At 71.4% G+C, this 14,807-nt stretch carries 10 protein-coding genes and 3 pseudogenes; 5 read left to right on the top strand and 8 right to left on the bottom strand.

What is annotated here, in order from left to right; translation table 11 throughout:
* The 3 genes and pseudogenes from fbiC to RH94_RS17195 all read left to right on the top strand — a co-directional run.
* A pseudogene (gene fbiC / locus RH94_RS43665) lies at window positions 1-483 on the top strand (7,8-didemethyl-8-hydroxy-5-deazariboflavin synthase); the annotation flags it as partial.
* Window positions 484-588: 105 nt separating this feature from the next.
* Complete coding sequence (locus RH94_RS17200; protein WP_073948464.1) at window positions 589-1,155, top strand: hypothetical protein; 567 nt, start codon at window positions 589-591, stop codon at window positions 1,153-1,155.
* A gap of 131 nt (window positions 1,156-1,286) precedes the next feature.
* Window positions 1,287-2,405, top strand: a complete 1,119-nt coding sequence (locus RH94_RS17195) for an ADP-ribosylglycohydrolase family protein (RefSeq protein WP_073948463.1) — start codon at window positions 1,287-1,289, stop codon at window positions 2,403-2,405.
* 34 nt (window positions 2,406-2,439) lie between these two features.
* On the opposite strand, the gene RH94_RS17190 is transcribed toward RH94_RS17195, so the two are convergent.
* From RH94_RS17190 to RH94_RS17175, 4 genes are all read right to left on the bottom strand, one after another.
* The gene (locus RH94_RS17190) at window positions 2,440-4,023 is read right to left on the bottom strand and encodes a sodium:solute symporter family protein (RefSeq protein WP_073948462.1); all 1,584 of its coding nucleotides are present in this window, start codon (window positions 4,021-4,023) and stop codon (window positions 2,440-2,442) included.
* 316 nt (window positions 4,024-4,339) lie between these two features.
* On the bottom strand, window positions 4,340-4,531 hold the full coding sequence (locus RH94_RS17185; protein ID WP_073948461.1) for a DUF397 domain-containing protein: 192 nt from the start codon (window positions 4,529-4,531) through the stop codon (window positions 4,340-4,342).
* Between the two features lie 182 nt (window positions 4,532-4,713).
* Window positions 4,714-5,571, bottom strand: coding sequence for a helix-turn-helix domain-containing protein (locus RH94_RS17180; RefSeq protein ID WP_073948460.1), 858 nt, complete (start codon window positions 5,569-5,571; stop codon window positions 4,714-4,716).
* Between the two features lie 196 nt (window positions 5,572-5,767).
* Window positions 5,768-6,526 carry a GOLPH3/VPS74 family protein gene (locus tag RH94_RS17175; protein ID WP_073948459.1) on the bottom strand — a complete coding sequence of 253 codons (759 nt, stop codon included), beginning with the start codon at window positions 6,524-6,526 and terminating at the stop codon, window positions 5,768-5,770.
* A gap of 247 nt (window positions 6,527-6,773) precedes the next feature.
* Between RH94_RS17175 and RH94_RS17170 the strand changes: the two genes are divergently transcribed.
* A complete protein-coding gene (locus tag RH94_RS17170; protein WP_079189077.1) occupies window positions 6,774-9,251 on the top strand; it encodes a D-alanyl-D-alanine carboxypeptidase family protein in 2,478 nt (825 codons plus the stop codon).
* A gap of 165 nt (window positions 9,252-9,416) precedes the next feature.
* Entirely contained in the window at window positions 9,417-11,267 is a 1,851-nt protein-coding gene (locus RH94_RS17165; protein ID WP_073948457.1) for a DUF2339 domain-containing protein, read from the top strand.
* 44 nt (window positions 11,268-11,311) lie between these two features.
* Here the strand turns inward: RH94_RS17165 and RH94_RS17160 are convergent, their stop codons facing one another.
* The 4 genes and pseudogenes from RH94_RS17160 to RH94_RS17145 form a co-directional block, all read right to left on the bottom strand.
* Window positions 11,312-12,160 (bottom strand): MerR family transcriptional regulator, encoded by an 849-nt coding sequence (locus RH94_RS17160; protein WP_234425838.1) that lies wholly within the window; start codon window positions 12,158-12,160, stop codon window positions 11,312-11,314.
* Window positions 12,161-12,257: 97 nt separating this feature from the next.
* Window positions 12,258-12,563, bottom strand: a pseudogene (locus RH94_RS17155) (glutathione peroxidase); the annotation flags it as partial.
* A 5-nt stretch (window positions 12,564-12,568) separates the two neighbouring features.
* Window positions 12,569-14,198 (bottom strand): annotated as a pseudogene (locus RH94_RS17150) (IS200/IS605 family accessory protein TnpB-related protein).
* Window positions 14,191-14,766 carry an IS607 family transposase gene (locus tag RH94_RS17145; RefSeq protein ID WP_073948455.1) on the bottom strand — a complete coding sequence of 192 codons (576 nt, stop codon included), beginning with the start codon at window positions 14,764-14,766 and terminating at the stop codon, window positions 14,191-14,193. The pseudogene RH94_RS17150 and the gene RH94_RS17145 overlap by 8 nt, the downstream one beginning before the upstream one ends.
* Window positions 14,767-14,807 lie beyond the last annotated feature (41 nt).

Here is a 14,807-nt window from a genome sequence, read left to right as displayed (position 1 = left end):
CACTGGCTCGGCCACCTGCGCACCCTGGCCCGCGTCCAGCAGCGGACCGGCGGATTCACGGAGTTCGTCACCCTCCCCTTCATCCACACCAACGCCCCGGTCTACCTGGCCGGCATCGCCCGCCCCGGCCCCACGACGCGGGACAACAGGGCGGTCACGGCGATGGCCCGCCTCCTGCTGCACCCGCACATCCCCAACATCCAGACCAGTTGGGTCAAACTGGGCGCGGAGGGTGCGGCGGAAATGCTCCGCTCCGGCGCCAACGACCTCGGCGGCACGCTCATGGAGGAGACCATCTCCCGCATGGCGGGCTCCTCCTACGGCTCCTACAAGTCGGTCAAGGAGCTGATCGCGGTGGCGGAGGCGGCCGGCCGCCCGGCCAGGCCCCGCACCACGGTCTACGGCGAGGTCCCGGAGGAACGGCGGCGGGCGGCGGCGGCCTCGGACGGTCATCTGCCGGACCTGCTGCCGGTACTGGACTGAGCCGGTACCGGACCGAACCGTGCGAGCGGTCGCTCGCACCGCCCGCAGTACGATGATCCAGCCCCCGCCCGAGGGACCGAGTAGTAGCCGAGGAGATGCGTGCCCATGCCTGCCCGAATACCTTCGTGGGCCTGGGTCGGCGGACTGACCGCCGGAGCGGTCGCCGCGGTCGTCGTGCTCGCCGTACAGGCCGACCGGGGCCCGCACCCCACGGCCCCGGTCGCCCACCCCCGGTCCGCGCCCTCGGTGAGCGCCCGGCCCTCCGCCACCCCGAAACCCCCGGCCCCGCCGGCGGTCCCGGCCGACTCGGGGACGGGCCGCCGGATCGTCTACGCCCTCGCCCAGAAGCGGGTGTGGCTGGTCGACGAGAGCGACAAGCCCACCCGTACCTTCCCGGTCTGGCCGGGCACGGTGAGCCCGGACCCCGACTCCTACGCGATCTCCCAGCGCGTCCCCGCGACGACCGGCTCGGACGGCGTGCAGATCGAGCACATCATGTACTTCGCGGGCAAGTCGGGCGTCTTCATCGCCTTCAGCAACGCCGTCGACGGCTCCTCGCCCCCACCCGCCGCCTCCGACACCAGGACGGGCGGCATCCGCATGGGCAAGGACGACGGGACCGCCCTGTGGACGTTCGGCGCGAAGGGGACGCGGGTGGTGGTCGTCGAGTAGTGCCACCGGCCGTCCCCTTTCGACTGTCTCCTTTCGGCCGTCCTCTTTCGATCGCTCCCTGAACAGACCGTTCCTGTTCGATTACAGTGGCGAGCTGTCGTACGTACGGACGGTGCCGCGGGGAGGTCTGGGTGGGTACGACGTCCGGTGCCGTCTGGGGGCGTGCCGAGCAGCAGGACTTCCGCAGCCGGGTGCGCGGGACGCTGCTCGGGGTGGCCGTGGGGGACGCGCTCGGGGCGCCGGTGGACCGGCTCGGCCTCGGGGGGATACGGGAGGCCCACGGGGGCGAGGGGATCGTGGATCTCGCGCCCGCCTACGGGCGGCGCGGTGCCGTCACCCACTTCACGCAGCTCACGCTCTTCTCCGTCGACGGACTGATCCGGGCGCAGGTGCGGCGCGACACCGGGGTCTGGCATCCGCCCACCGATCTGCACCGGGCGTACCTGCGGTGGGCCGCCACGCAGCGGGACTGGGGGCCCGACGAGCGGCGCAAGGACGACGGGTGGCTGGCGCGGGAGGAGTGGCTGTACGCCCGCCGGGACCCCGCCCGCGCGCTCCTCATCGGATTCGGGGACGACACCATGGGCACCCTCGACGCGCCGAAGAACCCCGCCGAGGCCGGGCCGGAGGCGGCCGTCCGGTCGGCTCCCTTCGGACTTCTCGTCGGATGGGAGCCGCAGCTCGTCGTACAGCTCGCCGTCGAGTGCGCGGCGCAGACCCACGGGCACCCCACCGCCTGTCTCGCCGCCGGCGCGTACGCCGTGATCGTGCACTCCCTCGCCCGCGGCGACGGCCTCGACGCGGCCGTGCGGCAGGCGCTGGCGCTGCTCGCCGTACGGCCCGGTCACCAGCCGGTGTCGGACGCCCTGCACCAGGCGCTGGGCGCCGTGGGGCAGGGCATGCCCACCCCGGCGCGGGTGGAGGAGCTGGCGGGGGAGGGGACGGCGGAGGGGGTGCTCGCCGTGTCCGTGTACTGCGCGCTCGCCGGCGAGGACGTACGGCACGGGCTGTGCCTGGCCGTGAACCAGAGCGGGCCCTCGGGCGCGGCCGGTGCCCTCACCGGCGGGCTGCTCGGGGCCCTGTACGGCGAGACGGCCCTCCCGCCGGCCTGGCTGGCCGAGCTGGAGGGCCGTCCCACTCTGCTGGTCCTGGCGGACGACTTCGCGTTGGAGATGACCCAGGGACCCGCGCTGCACGGGCCCACCGGGTCGTCCCCGGCGTGGCTGGCGCGCTATCCGCGCGGGGCCTGACCGCCCGGCTCCTGACCGCCCGGGACCCGCGCCGTCACGACGGCTGCTTCCCCGCCACGTCGTCGCCCGCGCCCGCCGGGGCCGGGACCGCTGCCGCCGCCGCGGAATCGCCGCTTCCGTCCCCGTCCGTGTTGACCCGCTCGATGATCGCGAGCCGTTCCGGGGTGTCCTCCGGCTTGAGGTGGCCGATGACGACGTAGAGGACCAGGGAGACCGCGAGCGGCGCCGACACCTGGTACTGCAGCGGTACGCCGCCGTCGACGTTCCAGTTGACGGGGTAGTTCACCAGCCAGAAGGCGAGCAGACCGGCCGCCCAGCTGGTGAGCGCCGCCGTGGGGCCGGAGCGGCGGAACGGGCGGAGCAGGCCGAGCATCATCGGGATGGCGATCGGGCCCATGAGACCGGCGACCCACTTGATGACGACCGTGATGATGTCCTTGAAGGCGGGCGAGTTGACCTGCGTCGCCACCGCCATCGACAGGCCGAGGAAGACGACCGTGGTCACCCGGGCCGCGACGAGGCCCGACCGCCGGCCCCACGCCCGTGCCCGCCGCGACAGCACCGGGGCCACGTCCCGGGTGAAGACGGCGGCGATCGCGTTCGCGTCGGAGGAGCACATGGCCATCGTGTGCGAGAAGAACCCGACGACGACCAGGCCCAGCAGTCCGTGCGGGAGCAGCTGCTCGGTCATCAGGGCGTAGGAGTCGGAGCCGTCCGGCTTCCGCGCGTCGACCAGGAGCGGGGACATCCACATCGGGAAGAAGAGGACGACGGGCCAGACCAGCCACAGCACCGCCGAGAGCCGCGCCGAGCGCTCGGCCTCGCGGGCGCTGCTCGTGGCCATGTAGCGCTGGGCCTGGTTGAGCATGCCGCCGTTGTACTCGAAGAGTTTGATGAACAGGAAGGCGAGCAGGAAGACCGTGCCGTACGGGCCGACCAGCGGCTTGCCGTGGCCGTGCAGGGCCGGTTCGCTCCAGGCGCCGAAGAAGCCGATGCCCTTGTCGTCCAGCTTCAGGAGCACCGCCACGAACATCGTCAGGCCGGCGAGCAACTGGATGACGAACTGGCCGAGTTCGGTCAGCGCGTCCGCCCACAGGCCGCCGATCGTGCAGTACACCGCCGTGATCGTGCCGGTGATGACGATGCCCTGGGTCAGGGTCACCCCGGTGAAGACGGACAGCAGCGTGGCGATCGCGGCCCACTTGGCGCCGACGTCGACGATCTTCAGCAGCATGCCCGACCAGGCGAGCGCCTGCTGGGTGGGGAGGTTGTAGCGGTTCTTCAGGTACTCCAGCGGCGAGGCCACGTGGAGCCTGGAGCGCAGCCGGTTGATCCGCGGGGCGAACAGCTTCGAACCGACGGCGATGCCGAGCGCGATGGGGAAGGACCAGGTGATGAAGGAGGTGACGCCGTAGGTGTAGGCGATGCCCGCGTAGCCGGTGAACATCACCGCGCTGTAACCCGACATGTGGTGCGAGATGCCGGACAGCCACCAGGGCATCTTGCCGCCGGCCGTGAAGAAGTCGCCCACGTCGCCCACGTGCCGGTGCGACCAGACGCCGATCGCCACCATCACGCCGAAGTACCCGATGAGCACGGTCCAGTCGAGACTGTTCATGTGCCCCCTCCCGGGGTCCGCCTTGTGAACCCCGCTCAGCTGGTGGGCACTTCGCCTGAGCGGAGCAGGGGCGAGGAAGACCGCGAAGTGCCCGCTCATCGTGGGCGTGATGATGCGAGCACGACAAGCGAACGTAGGGTCAAGGGAGGGCAAAGATGTTCTGTTCGCTGACCTTGGTTCAGATGGATGAACGGAGGTCGTGCCGGGCGCCGGAGTGTCCGGGTACAAGCGGAGCCCCCTCGGCAAGGACGGCGGGCTGGTCGAGGGGGCTCTCGAGAGGATGCTTGTCTCGGCTGTCGACCTCGGGTCCCGGCCCCTATGCCTTGATCGACGCCACGAAGGTGTTCCACGCGTCGGCGGGGAAGCCCAGCACCGGGCCCCCGGGGACCTTGGAGTCCCGGACCGCCATGGCCGCGACCACCGGTGACTTGACCTCGACGCATGCGCCGTTGCCCGTGGAGTACGAGGACTTGGTCCACGTCTGGACGGCGCCCTGACGAATTGCCATTTCTGCTCCGGATTGCCAGTGGAGTGGTTTGCGCCAACGTTCTTGCTCGATGGCGTGATCGACGCTACTCGCCACTCTCGTCATCCGAAGCCGCTATTCACCCTTACGGATGGCATATTCCGGCGGGACTTCCGCCTTGGTGCGGTGAAGTGTAGAGTGCGGCAGCTTTCCCTCGGAGGTGTTCAGTTTTCATAGTCCTTCGCGATTTTGGCGATGAACTGCCGCGACTGCTCCACGTTCAGCGCCTGCGCCCGCAAGTGCTCGTACATCACGCTGTACTTCTGCACCTCGTTCGCCTTCTCCAGGTACAGGTCGCTGGTGACGCCCTCGATGTAGACGACGCTGGAATCCGCCGCGTCCGGGAACTCCAGAATGGCGTACTGGCCGTTGAGACCCGGATGGGCGCCCATCTCGAAGGGGATGACCTGCACGGTCACGTGCGGCAGCCGGGACTGCTCGACCAGGTGCTCCAACTGCTCCCGCATCAGGGACCGGTCGCCGACCACCCGGCGCAGCGCGGCCTCGTCCAGGACCGTCCACAGGCGCAACGGGTTCTCGGCGGCGGAGATTCGTTCCTGCCGGCGCATCCGCACCTGGACGCGCTTGTCGATGTCGGCGGGCGCGGTCTCCGGCAGGGCGCCGGCGATCAGCGCCTCCGCGTACGGGCGGGTCTGCAGCAGTCCGGGGACGACCTGCGGGTCGTAGATCCTCAGGCTCGCCGCGTCCGTCTCCAGGCCGATGTAGACGCTGTAGGGGATGTCGCCGAAGGAGTGCCACCAGCCCTGCTGACGAGAGTCCTTGGCCATCTGCATCAGCGACTCGACGACCCGGTGGTCCTCCACCTCGTAGACCCCGCACAGATCGCGCACGTCGCGCTGGCTGATACTGCGCCGGCCGTTCTCCAGACGGCTGATCTTCGACTGCGACACCAGCAGTCTCTCGGCCACCTCTTCGGCCGTCATGCCCTTGAGTTCGCGAAGTCTGCGCAGCTCCTGGCCCAATCGGCGCCGCCTGACAGTGGGATTGACATTGGACGCCACGGGACGTGCACCTCCGGCCGCATGCCTCTACTTTGCGTATCTGCTGTTGAGCAGACTGCCACCAAGGTGCTTCTTACCGCTGGAAAATCCCAGATATGCAGGCTGATTGACGGCTCGTTCGCCTTCGGGGTGCTTTCGGCCGGTGCCGGGACGGCAGGGGACCCCCTGCCGTCCCGGCACCGGCGCGCCCCACGGCTCAGTGCACTACCGCACGGCCGGCCATGGAGCCGCGTCGTGGCTGCAGGGGGACGCCTCGGGCCGGTTCCGCGGCGGACTTGGCCCGCGCACCGGTCTGGCGGCCGGCCGGCCCCGGACCGCGGCGCGGCTGGGCCGCCACGCCGTTCTGGACGTCCATCACGGCGTGCGCCACGAGTCCGCCCATGGGGTCGTGCCGGATCAGGTCCCTGAGCCGGGACCGCGAGGACCGTCCCTCGTTGCCCGGGTACAGGTGCTTGCCCAGACCGACCGCGTGCGCCAGCGCGGCGAGCGCCGCCGTCCGCGGGTCCGGCGGCACGCCGGTGCGGATCGCGGAGTCCAGCCGGGCCCTGATCTCCCGGCTGATGGCGGTGTCCGTCGCCTGGTAACGAGTCGTCGGCAGTACCCCGCACATCTGGCCGGGCACGGCGGCGACCATGCCGCACCGCTCCAGATGCGAGAGGTAGGTCTGGCGGAGCCCGAGGCGGGGTCCGCCGATCCAGTGGACGGCCCGTACCGGAGCGCCGCGCCTTCGCAGCAACTCCAACGCGCAGTCCAGAGTCGGATCTCCTGTCGGCCGTGGCACCACCACGGCGATACGATCCCCGTCTGGGGCTATCCGTCCGGCCAGCGCCAGCTCCACTAGCTGTGCTCCGGCCAGACCGAGGTCGAGCGACTGCGGCTGTGCAGTGGTACCCGTGGCCGGGTCCAGTGCCAGCAGCAGAAGCTCCTCCGGAAGTGTTCTGCGGCTCCTGCCCATCCATGCCTCCCCGCGTGGATGAATGACAGGGTGACCCCTCTCACATTGGTCTGTCGAGAGCGCGTGACCGGTTCGTAAGGGAACCGGTAGGTATGTCGTTCTCGTCTTCCACTTGGGTTTGGCCCCTGCACAGGACACTGGTACATGGTTCGGACAGCGGTACGGCCGCGTGGCACGGCTGCTTCGTCCGGGTGGCGGTTCAGGTCGTGGTTCACGGTTCGATAGCCGCGCGCGGGGCGTGCGGCACATGGAGGAGGCATCGGTGGCGGGCGAGTCCCCCGACAGGTCGAAGCAGCGCGAGTCGTCGGTACAACCGACGTCGGGGAGCGCGGGTCCGGTTTCCGAGGCCAGGGGCGAGGCCCGCGACCCGCGGCTTCCGCTGACGGGTGATGCGGGGGCGGCGGGTGTGTCCGCGGACTCCGGCACGTCCGGCGCCTCCGAGGGGCGTGGGGGCGTCGATACGGCCACGAGGGTGCTCTCGGTACGGGACTTGGCGACGGACGGCGAAGACGCCGGGGACGCCGGGGCGGCGGAGAAGCCGGGAAGGGCCGCCCGGGCGGGGGGGACTGACGGAGCGAAGGGCGACGCGAAGGCCGTCGACGGGGCGGAGAAGGCGGGGGAAACCTCGCGGGACTCGGACTCCGGTGACGAGGACTCCGGTGACGAGGACGGCGCACCGGGTGAAGCACGTCTGCGCGAGGCGGACACCGAGGACGCCGAGGACGCCGAAGACGCCGAGAAGGGCCCGGCGACTCCGAGGGCCGACGGCGCCGGCGAGGTGAAGGAGACGCGGGAGACCGCCGCCTCCCGGGAGACCGAGGGCTCCGAGGACGTGGCGGAGGCCGGCGACGCCGAGCACGACGGGGCCGCCCGGGACTCTGTCCGGGCAGCCGCCGATGACGACGCCGACAACGAGGGCGACGACACGCCGTCCGGCGCTGCCGGCGGCCGCCCCGAGAAGGCCGCCCGCCCCGCCGGGGCCGCCAAGGCCGCCGAGGACGCCGCAGAGGTCGACGCCACGGCCGCCGACGACAGTGCCGCTGACGACGCCGACGCCGAGGGCACCGACGGAGCCGACGACGGGCCGAAGTCCGGCGACAGGCCGCCCGTGGACCAGCCCACCACCATGCTCAAGGTCGGCGGCGCCGCCAAGCCCCGGGTCGACCAGCCCACCACCATGCTCAAGCTGGGCGGCGGGAAGAAGAAGGACCAGCAGGACCAGCAGGGCAGGCAGGACGGACAGGACAAGGAAAAGCAGGACGCGCACGCCCCCGAGTCCGACGCCGAGCGCACCAGCAAGTTCGTCGCGCTCAAGTCGCTCGACGCCCCGGAGGCCCGTAAGCCGAAGCCCGCGGAGCCGGCCGCGCCGCCCAAGGCCCCCGCGGACGCCACGGCCGCCGTCCCGCAGATCGGCCCCGAGCGGACCACCCAGCAGCCGCTGCCGCCCAAGCCGCCGCTGGACCTGCTCGCCGAGCTGACGAACACTCCGCCGCCCCCGGAGACCCCGATGCGCACCCTGGTGCGCCGGGTCAAGATCTGGACCCCGCTGGTCGTTCTCCTCGCGATCGTCTTCGCGATCGTGCAGGCCGTACGGCCGCTGCCGGCCCCCACCCTCGCGCTCTCCGCCGAGGAGACCTACACCTTCGACGGCGACCAGGTGAAACTGCCCTGGCCGGACGAGGGCCAGGGCTGGATGGACGTCGACGGCGTCGGCACGATGGACCACTTCGGCGAGCAGAAGCCGGTGCCCATCGCCTCGGTCACCAAGACCATGACCGCGTACATCATCCTGCGCGACCACCCGCTGAAGCCGGGCGAGGAAGGCCCGAAGATCGAGATCGACCCGACGGCGGAGAAGGAGGCCGGCTACCACAAGGAGGGCGAGTCCACGCTCGACAACGTCAAGGCCGGCGAGTTCCTCACCGAGAAGCAGGCCCTGTCCGCGGTCATGATCCCCTCCGCGAACAACATCGCGCGCCTGCTGGCCCGTTGGGACGCCGGTTCCGAGGAGGCGTTCGTCAAGAAGATGAACGACACCGCCAGGGAACTCGGGATGACCAACACGACGTACACCGACCCGTCCGGTCTGAACAAGACCACCGTCTCCACCGCCGGGGACCAGGTGAAGCTCGGCATCGCGGCCATGAGGATCCCGGCCATGGTGGACATCACCAGCGCGGCCAGCTGGACGGACCCGAAGGGGAAGTACTGGAGCAACTTCAACCAGTTGCCCTTCACCATCGGCGCGATCGGCATCAAGACCGGCTCCACCACCGCGGCCGGCGGCAACCTGCTCTTCGCCGCCCGCAAGGAGGTGGGCGGCCGGACGGTGACCATCGTCGGCGCGATCCTCGGCCAGTACAAGGCACAGTCGATCCTCGACCTGGTCAACGCGGTCAGCAAGACCGCGCTGCTCGCCGCGCAGGACGTGCCGACCTCGGCGAAGATCCTGAAGAAGGGCGACGTCGTCGGCTACGTCGACGACCAGCTCGGCGGCCACACCCCGGTCGTCGTCACCGAGGACGTCACCGCGGTCGGCTGGGCCGGCCTGGAGGTGAAGCTGTCCCTCGCCGCCAAGGACGTCCCGTCCGTCGGGAAGGCCGGCGACGAGGTGGGCACGCTGACCGTCGGTGACGGCGAGGACGGCGCCGTGAAGGTCCCGGTCGCCCTGCAGGAGGACCTCGCCGAGCCGGGCTTCACGGCCAGGCTGACGCGCCTCGGCTGACCCGCGCGTCCCCCGACGCCGTAGCCGCCGTCCACGCAGCCCGTTCGGGCAGCCCCACCCGGGAGCTGTCCGGACGGGCTGCGTGCTAGCGTCGCGAATCGGGCACGTCGCCGGTCGCGGGACGCGGCCGCGATCAGAGGACGGGACACGGGGGAGTGCCTTCAGGTGGCCACAGCGGAGCCGACACACGCCGACGACGCCGATCGGGGCCCGGGCGACGGCCCGCGGAGGGCGGACGTGTCCACGACTGACACGGAGAGCGGCCGAGGGAACGGTCACCGGTCCCGCACCCGGGCCGCCGTCATGGCCGTCCGGGAGCGGATGCTGCGGCACCCCGCCCTGTCCGTCACGGCCCTGGCGGGCCTGCTCCACATCGCCTGGTTCTTCACCTTCGCGAACAGCGGCGGCGACCTCGCGGCGCAGGACGCCTGGGCCGAGTTCGTCGGCCGGCACCCGGCCTCGGCGTACAACCTCGCCTGGTACGGCGGCATGCACCCGGTGTCGTACAGCGTGGTCTCGCCGTACCTGATGTCGCTGCTCGGCGTCCGTACGACGATGATGATCGCCGGCACGGTCTCCGCGGGCCTGTTGACGATGGTCCTCATTCGCAGCCGCGCGGTCCGGAACCCCCTGTGGGCCGCGCTGGCCGGCGTCTTCGGGCTGCTGTGCAACGCGCTGTCGGGCCGGGTGACGTTCGGCCTGGGCACGATGTTCGCGCTGGGCGCGGTCGCGGCCGTGTTCTGCTGGCCGTACCGCTGGCGCTACAGACGCTGGGCGAAGGCGCTGGTCGCGGCCCCGCTGGCCGCGCTCGCCACCATGTCCTCGCCCGTGGCGGGCCTGTTCGTCGGCCTGATCGCGGTCGCGCTGTTCCTGCAGAAGCGCCACCCGGGCGCCTGGGCGCTGGGTCTCGGCCCGACCGCGGTGGTGGCCGTCTCGGCCTGGATGTTCCCCTTCTCCGGCACCCAGCCGATGGCGTTCGCCTCGGTGGTCCTGCCCCTGCTCTACGCCGTCCTCGCCGTCGTCCTCGTCCCCCGCGAGTGGAAGACGGTCCGGATCACGTCGGCGGTGTACGGCCTGGCGGTCGTACTGGTCTGGCTGATCAGCTCCCAGATCGGCTCCAACATCACCCGGCTGGCGATGCTGTTCGGCGGGGTGGCGCTGGTGGCGGCGCTGCCGTACGCGGTCCCGCGCTCGCGCAAGTGGTACGCGATCGTGCTGACCTTCCTCGGTTTCGTCGGCTGGATAGGCTTCAAGTCGGTCGACGACATCGTCAACACCACCCCCGCCGCCTCCTGGGCGCGCGAACTGGCCCCCCTCGTCAACCAGCTGCAGCAGGTCGGCGCGGAGAAGGGCCGCGTCGAGGTGGTCCCCGCCCGTTCCCACCGCGAGGCCTCCGCGCTGGCGCCGTACGTCAACCTCGCCCGCGGCTGGAACCGCCAGGCCGACATGCAGCGCAACCCGCTCTTCTACGACGGCACGCTCAACTCGGCGAACTACCACGAGTGGCTCCAGCGCTGGGCCGTCCACTACGTGGTCCTGCCCAAGGACGACCTGGACGGCGACGGCGGCGAGAAGGAACGCGCCCTCGTGCAGCAGGGCATGCCGTACCTGAAGCAGATCTGGGGCGACGCCAACTGGCAGCTGTTCAAGGTCACCGACCCCGTCCCGCTCGCCGAGCCCGACGTGGTGGTGATCCGCGCCGAGCAGGACGGGATGACCCTCCAGGTGCACAAACCGGGCCGCGTCCTCGTCCGCATCCCCTACTCGCCCTGGCTGAGCCTCGTCGACGACCAGGGCAAGAGCCTCAAGCCGCCCCAGGAGACCGACGCCTCCAAGCACCGCGCCGAGGGCGAGCCGAAGACGTACGACAACGTCAACGGCTGCCTGAGGGAGACGGAGGAGGACGCCAAGGGCGACAGGTGGACGATGCTGCTCGCCCCGGAGGCGGGCACGTACCGGCTGGCGTCGCCGTACCAGCTGCCCCGGGGCACACCGTGCCCCGACGAGCTGAAGTGACCGTCCGCCGGCCCGGGGCGGCCACCCCGGGCCGGCGCGTCCGCTCAACTCACCGGGAACGCCACGTCGCACACCGCGTCGTCCGGCCCGGACGCCTCCCAGTCGGCGAAGTACACCTCACGGCACGGCCCCGCCTGCTCCAGCCCCTGCTCGGCGATCCACTGCTCCACCGCCTCGAACGCGGCCAGGATCTGCGGGTGGGCCACCTGCGCCTTGGTGATCCGGGTGTACGCCAGCCGCCGGGCCGGCTCCACCCGCACCCTCGTCTCCCGGGCCCGCCCCCGCGCCTCGGCCCACGCCCGCGCCGCCGCCTCGTCGGCGACGGGCACGCAGGACTCGGCGGGCCCGTCGCTCTCCGTGGACACCTCGGCGTGGTAGACGACGAACGGTGCGCCCGTGACGCCCCCGCACTCGCCCGCCGCGGCCTCCAGCCGGGTCAGCGACGCCCCGATCCACGCGGGCAGCTCGCCGGCCAGGGTGTGCCGGGTCTCGCTGATCACCACCTGCTCGGGCACCTCGACCGTCCCGACCTCGAACCTCTCGTACATCTCGGAGCTCCTCCCCGACAGTCGTGCACGGAGGTACTCGGCGAGGGTCCGCTGCCCGGCCACCCGCGTCTCGACCTCTGCCCAGTAGGCGGCGAGCCGGTCGGCGGCCTCGGCCCCGTCCGCCTCGACCACCTCGGTGACCCGGGCGAGCGGCATGTCGAGCTGCCGCAGCAGGGCGACCAGCCGGGCGCGCCCGGTCTGCGAAGCGCTGTAGTAGCGGTAGCCGCTGGCGGCGTCGACGTGGGCCGGGGCCAACAGGCCGAGACGGTCGTACAGCCGCAGGGCCTTGGCCGACAGCCGGACCCGCGCGGCGAACGCGCCGATGGTGAGCAGCTCTTCGTCCACCGTGTCATCCTCCGTCACCGGGCGGCCTGTTCCGCCCGGCGGGAAGGACGCTCGCCCCTGCCCCAGGGGCAAGGTCAACACCGGCCGGGACGGTGGCTCAGGCGAGCTGCGCCTCGACGGCCGCGACCAGTTCGGCGGCCTCCGGCCCGGTCTGCGGCGAGAACCGGGCGACGACCGTCCCGTCCCGCCCGACCAGGAACTTCTCGAAGTTCCAGCGGATGTCCCCGCTGTGCCCCTCGGCATCGGCGAAGCCGACCAGACGCTCGTACAGCGGATGCCGTCCCTCCCCGTTGACCTCGATCTTCTCGGTCATCGGGAAGGTGACGCCGTACGTCGCCGAGCAGAACTCGGCGATCTCCTCCGCATTGCCCGGCTCCTGCCCGAGGAACTGGTTGCACGGCACCGTTCCTAATCAGTGAGCAGGAGTGGGTCTTGGACCCATGCCTGGTCGACTGGCGCATCCCGAACGGTTGTGGATGCACTGGTCACCCGCGTTCGCTCCGCGTCCGGCGACACGGATCGTGTCCGTGGTCCGGGGACGCGGGGGCGGATTTCCTCACGCCCGCGGGTGCCGCGTCCGGCCTGGGCGGTCCGATGCCCCACACGATCGCTCCGGTCGTGTGGGGCGGTGCCGTCCGTCGCCGGATACGGTGCCCGAGAGCGCGTCGCCCGATCGCGACGCTCGCTGCGTCGTGTCGGGTGGTCTTCCTGGTCTTGCTGGTGAGGGGCTTTTGCCAGTGCTCGGCGCCCCAGCGGGAGGTGTAGGCGGGGTCGACGACGACGATGGTGATGCCGAGTTCGGCGGCCATGGACACGAGCCGTGCCCGCAGTCTGGCGACGGGCATGCCGGAGATCAGCTTGCGGAACCGCTTGCGGCGGCCGTGCTTCTCCCGCGTCTTCTCCGCGCCGAAGTCCAGGTCCTCGATCGCGAGGGAGACGCCTTCGCGCCGTGCCCAGTGAAGGAGGCGGGTGAGGGCGTGCCTCACCCGGGCGTCGCGGTAGGTGGCCGGCCCGTCGAGGCCGTAGAGGAATCGGCGGGGCTCACCCGTCGGGTTGCCGTGCTCGTCCAGACGCCACGCTGCGAAGTGGTCGGCGTTGGTGTCCACACCGATGAGCCCGTTCGCCCTGGCCAGGGCCAGGGGAACGGTCTGGACCGGGGGGATCGTCCACGACGCGGTGAGGTACCAGCGGCCCCGGTCCACGTCCAGGTGGATGCGGTGGGCGACGGCACGGTTCGCCGATACGCGGTCGGCCCACTCCTTGCCGCGGTGCCGGAAATCGATCCGGCCGTCGAGCACGTACCGGCCGCGCGGGGCGTTGGCCAGGTGCGCCAGCGGAGCCGGAAGCTTGATGCTGACCTCGCCGTCGGGGCCCACGCGGATGGTCTCGTTCCCGAAACGCTTGCCCGACTCCCCGTCTGCCTGGAGGAACCAGCGTTCGGCCTGCCAGCGCCTGCGCCACTCGTACTCGGTGAGCTGGGCGGCTTCCAGATGGTGCCGGCCTCGAGCCAGTCGCTGCCCGCCCCGCACCACGTGCACGACACCGGCCCCGCGATCGGACCGCTCGCGCTCCAGCCGGTCTTCCAGCACCTGCAGGCGCCGGGTCTTTTGGAACCACTCCTGCTGTGTGCGGTAGCCGCCCGGCGCCCGCTTCGTGCCCTTCTCCCGACCGGCTGGGACAGGCGGTGCGCGATCGTGCGCACCCCGGCCTCAAGGTTGTGGATGTGGGCGAGCTGGGCACGGCGCGCCAGGCCCCACTGGTCGTGGGTGGCCTTCGTGATGCTCCCGGCCCAGCGGGAGGACGACTCCTCGGTCAGGGCCCGCTTGCGCTCCGCCCACTGGCCGCTGTCGTGATCGGTACCCGCCCGGCAACGGGCCCTGAGGTCGGAACAGGCCAGCGAGCCCAGGTGTGCGCCCACCAGGGGCAGCACCTCACGGTCCCGCTGGGACATGCCTTTGATGCTGGTGCGGATCGCTACCCCGGACGGGCCCGGCGCAACGAACGGCGCCTCGATCGCGCGCAGTGCGGAGTCAGCCATGCTCGGCGGCCTCCAAAGCCCTGCGGGCACGGTTCTTCGCCGACCGGCGACCGTACAGGCGGGCACAGAACGAGGTCAGCACCTCCGCCATGTCGCGCACCAGGTCGTCTTCGGCCTCGCCGTCATCGAGGACCACGAGGCGGCGCCCCTGTGCGGACAGGGCGGCTTCGACGAGTTCGGTGTTCATCCGGCCCAGCCGGTCCTTGTGCTCGACCACCACCGTGGTCACGTTCGGATCGGCCAGCAGCCGCCTGGCTTTGGGGCGGGCACCGTTCGTACCGGATGCGATCTCCGCCTCCACGCGCACCACCCGGTGGCCGGCCTGCGCCGCCCACCGGGACAGCCGGGCGACCTGCCGTTCCAGGTCGGTCTTCTGCTCATGGGAGGAGACACGGGCATACAGGCCCAGCCCGCCGATCGCCCCGGGCGCGGCGTTGACCCCCACGTTCACGAGGATCGTGCGCGGGCCGACCCGCTGAGCCGGTACCGGCAGCGTCCCCTCGCGGAACCAGCGATACGCGGTCTGCGGATGCACGCCCTGCGTCTTCGCCCATTCCGTGAGATTCATGCTCTGACAACGACACTCACTCACACATGGTTACGCTCACT

The organism is Streptomyces kebangsaanensis, assembly GCF_001906585.1.
Lineage (GTDB): Bacteria > Actinomycetota > Actinomycetes > Streptomycetales > Streptomycetaceae > Streptomyces > Streptomyces kebangsaanensis.
The sequence above is the reverse complement of the archived record's forward strand: the minus strand, read 5'-3'. Positions and strand labels throughout refer to the sequence as shown.